At 69.3% G+C, this 5,143-nt stretch carries 5 protein-coding genes and 1 pseudogene; 4 read left to right on the plus strand and 2 right to left on the minus strand.

Annotated elements, in window-relative coordinates:
• From ACT84W_RS07405 to ACT84W_RS07420, 4 genes and pseudogenes are all read left to right on the plus strand, one after another.
• A pseudogene (locus tag ACT84W_RS07405) lies at nucleotides 1-713 on the plus strand (polyphosphate kinase 1); the annotation flags it as partial.
• Between the two features lie 168 nt (nucleotides 714-881).
• The gene (rlmD, locus tag ACT84W_RS07410) at nucleotides 882-2,213 is read left to right on the plus strand and encodes a 23S rRNA (uracil(1939)-C(5))-methyltransferase RlmD (protein WP_444328740.1); all 1,332 of its coding nucleotides are present in this window, start codon (nucleotides 882-884) and stop codon (nucleotides 2,211-2,213) included.
• A 302-nt stretch (nucleotides 2,214-2,515) separates the two neighbouring features.
• On the plus strand, nucleotides 2,516-2,701 hold the full coding sequence (locus tag ACT84W_RS07415; protein WP_417576499.1) for a ferredoxin: 186 nt from the start codon (nucleotides 2,516-2,518) through the stop codon (nucleotides 2,699-2,701).
• Between the two features lie 196 nt (nucleotides 2,702-2,897).
• The gene (locus ACT84W_RS07420; RefSeq protein WP_417576498.1) at nucleotides 2,898-3,494 is read left to right on the plus strand and encodes a Maf family protein; all 597 of its coding nucleotides are present in this window, start codon (nucleotides 2,898-2,900) and stop codon (nucleotides 3,492-3,494) included.
• Between the two features lie 375 nt (nucleotides 3,495-3,869).
• On the opposite strand, the gene recO is transcribed toward ACT84W_RS07420, so the two are convergent.
• Both recO and era read right to left on the minus strand, forming a co-directional pair.
• On the minus strand, nucleotides 3,870-4,622 hold the full coding sequence (gene recO / locus ACT84W_RS07425; RefSeq protein WP_444328741.1) for a DNA repair protein RecO: 753 nt from the start codon (nucleotides 4,620-4,622) through the stop codon (nucleotides 3,870-3,872).
• A gap of 12 nt (nucleotides 4,623-4,634) precedes the next feature.
• The coding region (gene era, locus ACT84W_RS07430) for a GTPase Era (protein WP_444328742.1) at nucleotides 4,635-5,143 on the minus strand (509 nt) is incomplete at its 5' end.

Below are 5,143 nucleotides of genomic sequence, written 5' to 3' on the forward strand. Positions count from 1 at the left end.
CCATCCGCGGCATCGCCTGCATCAAGGCGGGCGTCCCCGGCAAGACCGACGGCCTCGAGGTGCGCCAGATCGTCGGGCGCTTCCTCGAGCACGCGCGCATCTACGCCTTCGGCGACGACGCCGACATCATCTACCTGAGCTCCGCCGACATGATGACCCGCAACACCGAGCGTCGCGTCGAGATCGCCTACCCGGTCTTCGACCCCACCTGCCGCGAGATCGTCAAGCACTTCATAGCGCTCCAGCACGCCGACAACGTCAAGGCTCGCCGCCTCGACCGCAACGGCGAGTGGCGCCGGGTGCCCGTCTCCGAGGGCGAGATGCCCGTGAACTCCCAGGAGACGCTGCTCGCCGAGGCCTACGAGCGTGCCCGCCTCGCCGCTGCGGGCGAGCCCTCGCCGCGCGGGCGCAAGCCCGAAGCCACGGCCGAGACGACGCCCGCCGCGTCCTCCGCAGAGAAGACCGGCGACGCGCTCGCGGCCGCGAAGGCGAAGGTCGAGTCCAAGGTCGAGCACGCGGCCGAGGCCGAGACCCCGCGCAAGGCCACAAAGAAGCCCGCTCGCCCGGCCGAGCCCGCGAGCACTGGCGCCCAGGGCAGCGCCAAGGCCTCGCAGCTCGCCGCCGCGGGTTCGGCGAAGGCCCCCGAGGGCAGGTTCGCCCGGGCCTTCGCGCTCATCGGCGAGGGCTTCCGAACGCTGTTCACGGGCAAGTAGTGAGAAAGGCAGGCGAAGGGCCAACGAGCGGACCGCGGCCCCTGCCGGCACCAGTCACGACAACGCCCGGGGCACGGTCGCCCCGGGCGACTTTTTGTGTCCGTCCCGCGATTTTGCGCGGCATCGCCTAACATAAACGGCACTGACCACAGCACAGAGGGGAACCACATGGCAATCGGAGACAAGCTCACCCTGGCCGTCGAGCGCATGGCCTACGGGGCCGACGCGGTGGCGCGCGACGCGGACGGGCGGACCGTGTTCGTCACGGGAGGCGTGCCCGGCGACACCGTCGAGGCCGTCGTCGAGGCGGAGGCCGAGCGCTACGCGAACGCGCGCGTCCAGAAGGTCCTCGAGGCCTCCCCCGACCGCGTGCAGCCCGCGTGCCCCTACGCCGCGGTGTGCGGCGGCTGCCCTTGGTCCGCGATGTCCTACGAGGCCCAGGCCCGAGCCAAGCGCGCAGGCGTCGTCGACGCCCTCGCCCGCATCGGCCGCTTCGGGACCGAGCGCGCCGAGGCGCTCGTGCGCCCCCTGGAGAGCCCGAGCGCTCCGTGGGGCTACCGCAACAAGGTCGAGCTCGCCGCCGTGCAAAAGAACGGCCGGCTCGTGCTCGGCATGCACGCCGCGGGCGGAGCGGGCGTCGTCAAGGTAGACCGCTGTGCGCTCCTATCCAAGAAGCACACAAAGGATGTGAAGGCGCTCACCGGCGCCGTGGGTTACCTCGCGAACTCGCACGGGCTCGAGATCGAGCGCGTCGGCATCCGCGCCTCGGAGGCCACCGGCGAGGCGGAGGTGGCCCTGTGGGGGCGCCCCGGCCCCTTCCCCCGCGCCCAGGCCGCGAAGATCATCGGCGACGCGGTCAAGGCGACCTCGGTCGTCCGCGTGATGCAGAAGGGCCCCGCCAAGGCGCGCAAGATCGCCGGCGTCGAGGCGCTCTCCGGCAAGGGCTCCTGGGGCGAGCGGATCTGCGACGAGCGCATGCGCGTGAGCGCCCCGTCCTTCTTCCAGGTGAATACCAAGGGAGCCGAGAAGCTCGTCGAGCTCGTCATGGCCGGCCTCGACCCACAGCCCTACGAAGAGGCGATGGACCTCTACTGCGGCGCCGGAACCTTCACGCTCCCGCTCGCGCGGCGCGCGGGCTTCGTGAGCGCGGTCGAGTCCTACGGGCCCGCCATCCGCGACCTGCGGCGCAACCTCGAGAGCGCGCGCCTCGGCAACGTCGACCCCATCGGCGGTGACGCCGGCCGCGAGTTCCCCGACACCGACGCCGACGTCATCGTGGTCGACCCTCCCCGCGCGGGCCTCGCCGCCGACGTCGTGGAGCAGCTCTCCGAGCAGCCGGCGCGCGCGATCGCGTACGTGAGCTGCGACCCGGCGACGCTCGCCCGTGACCTTGCGCGCTTCGAGGAGAAGGGCGTCTTTGCGGTCCAGAGCGTGACTCCGGTGGACCTCTTCCCCCAGACCTTCCACGTCGAGGACGTCGCCATCCTTCACAGGCGCTAGGCACCCTAAGCGGACGCTAGGCACGCTTAGTGGGCGCTAGGCACCCTTCGCAGGAGCTAGGCACCCTTCGCAGGCACGGGCCGTCCCCCTCCGCAGTCCCTCGCCGTTCTTAGGCCGTACGGCACCAGGGAACGGCCCCTAGAGTAGGGTCGCGAAGTTAATTACTGTTAACTGGTAGGAATAAAGCGCAGGTCGCAGCGTCTTTTCCGGCTCTCGTCTAAAAGTTGTTGCCCGCACGGCCATAAAAGGGTACAAACATAAGAGTTCGGGTAAGGGGCCCGACTTAGAGAGAGGATTTCACCATGAAGGCTACGGTCAACGAGGATTGCATCGGCTGCGGTATGTGCGAGGGCACCTGCCCCGAGGTCTTCGCCATCGGCGACGAGGGCGTTGCCGAGACCATCGTCGAGGAGGTTCCCGAGGACGCCGAGGACAGCGCCCAGGAGGCCGCCGACAACTGCCCCGTCTCCGCCATCGAGGTCGAGTAACCGAGGCATTCCCAAACCGGGAGCACAGCGCCCCGCTCTTCGTGAGCGGGGCGCTTTTGGTATGTTGGAGACGTGCGCTGAGTTCTCGCACGCGCGCCGCGATCGACATCAGACGGCGACCAGGCTCGAGCGGAACCCACGTCCGTGGCCGCGTTGTTGTCCCTAACCCCATAACCACGTCACGAAAGGCAATCAGATGATCCTCGCATCCCAATCACCCCGCCGCAGGCAGCTCCTCGAGGAGCTCGGCTACGAGCTCGAGGTACTGCCCGCCGACATCGATGAAGCGCGCCGTGAAGACGAGGCCCCCGTGGCCCTCGTCGGCCGCCTGGCGGAGCAGAAAGCGGATGCGAGTCTCGCCGCGGCGCGGGCAAGGGGCATCGCCGACAAAGACGGGCTTCTCGTCGCCGCTGACACCATCGTCTGGGACGACGAGGGCGATGTGCTCGGCAAGCCGGCCGACGCGGCCGACGCCGCGCGCATGCTGCGAGAGCTTTCCGGCAAGATCCACCACGTATCGACCGGATGCTGCGCGCTCAGGCTCTCCGAGGACCTGGAGGAGCTCGGGCGCTCCGCCTTCGTCGAGACCACCGATGTCGAGTTCTGGCCCCTCTCGGACGCTCAGATCGCCTCGTACGTCGCGACGGGCGAGCCCATGGACAAGGCCGGCGCCTACGGCATCCAGGGGCTCGGCAGGCTCCTTGTGCGCGGCATCCACGGCGACTACTTCAGCGTCGTCGGCCTGCCCGTGTCCCGCCTCGCTCGCGAGCTGGAGGCGCTCACGGACCGCTAAGAAGCTCTAAGAGCGGCGAACGCACAAACCGTTTCCAGCTCCGGGACAAATTGCGGCCGCATCCTGGCCGACTCACGAGAGTTCGGGGGGGCATCGGTAAGGCCGCACCGGAATCCGGCAGCGTCGGTAAACCGGCACCGAAATCCGGGAGTGTCGGTACCGACGGTCGCAGATTCCGGTGAAAACACTACCGACACCCCGGGATTCCCGTGCAAATCGAGCCGCAGACGGGGCAAGAAGGGCGCTTCTTGACAAATCTGGGTCGTAACGTTACCGACGCTGCCAGATTCCGGTGAACGATTACCGACACCCGAGGATTCCCGTGCGAGCAACGAGCAGCGAGAAGCGAGAAGCGCGCGGAGGCTCTCGCCGCCATCAGCAGCTGAGTGCGAATTCCATGGCGCGCAGGCGGGCATCGAGGTGTGCGGCGCACCAACGGTGCGCGCACGAGAGCAGCCAGACCGCCGTCGCTTCGTCGACGGGCGCGGCAAGCAGCTCGTCGAAGGTGCCCGAGAGGAGCGCGCACAACCAGGCGACCTGCGAGGCCCCAACGGGCTCCGCGCCCGCGACGTCCTTGGCGCAGCTCTCGCAGAGCACGCCCCCCGCGAGCGGCGAGAAGCGCGAGACCGCCGCGTCGCCGCACGCGCAGCAGGCGTCGAGCTCGGGGCGCCAGCCCGCGTGGGCGAGCACCTTGAACGCGAACGCGGCGCAGGTGAGGTCAAGGAGCGCCCGGGCCGCGCCCTGCTCGCACGCCGTGAGGGCGCGCGAGGTTATGGCGTAGAGGAACGGGTCCTCCGCGTCCTCGAAGCAGCACAGGCGCGCGACCTCGCAGACGCAGGAGGCCGCGCTCACGCGCTCGAGCTCGCCGCGCAGGGTCGCGTGCGCGTCGACGAGCGAGGCCTCGGCGACCACGTCGAGGCTTCGCCCCTTCGCGAGCAGCAGGTCGCACTCGCAGAAGAGCTGGACCTTGCCGGCGAGCTTGCCGCCGGGCCTTCTTGCCCCCTTGGCAACGGCCCTGAGCTGGGCTCCGTTGCTGCCGAGCAGAGCCAGGATGAGGTCGGTCTCCCCAAGCTTCGTGCGGTCGAGCACGCAAGCCCGGGCATGGTATGTGCGCCTGCCGCCCGCCACGGGCACAGGCCCCTACTCGTCCTCGACGGAGTAGCCGAGGCGCTGGATGATGTTCGCGTTGCGGCGCCACTGCGGCTCGACGCGGACCTTGAGGTCGAGGTAGACCTTGCGGCCGAGCAGGCGCTCGATGTCGCGGCGCGCCTCGATGCCGACCTTCTTGATCATCGAGCCGCCCTTGCCCACGACGATGCCCTTCTGGCCCTCGCGCTCGACGAGGATCGTGCAGGAGATCGAGGCGTGGCCATCGTCCGCGATCTGGATCTCGTCCTCGCACATGACGCCGACGGAGTGCGGGAGCTCCTGGCGCAGGTTGAGGAAGAGCTTCTCGCGCACGAACTCGGCGACGAGCTCCTCGTCGGTGGTGTCGGTGTCCATGCCCTCGGGGAACCAGCGCGGCCCCTCGGGGAGGTGCGCGCTCACGAGTTCAACGAAGCCGTCGACGTTGAAGCCCTCCTTGGCGGAGGTCACGATGACGTCGTCGAAGTCGCAGAGCTTCTGCGCGGCCTCGAGCTGGGCGCTCA

This window comes from Paratractidigestivibacter sp. (genome assembly GCF_052362415.1).
Lineage (GTDB): Bacteria > Actinomycetota > Coriobacteriia > Coriobacteriales > Atopobiaceae > Paratractidigestivibacter.